Origin of the sequence: Bacillus sp. JJ1474 (genome assembly GCF_036965225.1) — a bacterium.
In the GTDB taxonomy this organism is placed as follows: domain Bacteria; phylum Bacillota; class Bacilli; order Bacillales; family Cytobacillaceae; genus Cytobacillus.
Window position 1 is genome coordinate 1 of record NZ_JBALPC010000220.1, and the last position, 343, is coordinate 343.

The window sequence follows — 343 nt, forward strand, 5'->3', positions numbered from 1 at the left end:
CCCATATATAATATATAGAGAAATGAAAAATCTGTCAATAACGTAATTCATTTAGAATTTGACATTGACTGCAAAGGTTTATTTAATGTTGAACGCATTTAAGTATGCCTATATACTGATGGAGGTAAATAGAGATAGTTGGGGGTTCACGATGTTTTCAATTATTTTAGCAAGTATTATCTTTTTGGCCACTATAATATTAGTTATTTGGCAGCCGAAAGGGTTAGGAATTGGCTGGACGGCTTGCGGAGGAGCTATGCTGGCACTTATTGTGGGAGTCGTGGACTTTCATGATTTCATAGATGTGATATTAATTGTTTGGAATGCCACATTAACGTTAATT

Annotated in this window: 1 protein-coding gene; it reads left to right on the top strand. The window is 34.7% G+C overall.

All coding sequences use genetic code 11. From position 1 onward, the window contains the following. Positions 1–151: 151 nt before the first annotated feature. Positions 152–343, top strand: a 192-nt coding sequence (locus V7164_RS22400; protein WP_335355264.1) for an ArsB/NhaD family transporter, incomplete at its 3' end; no start/stop codon positions are given.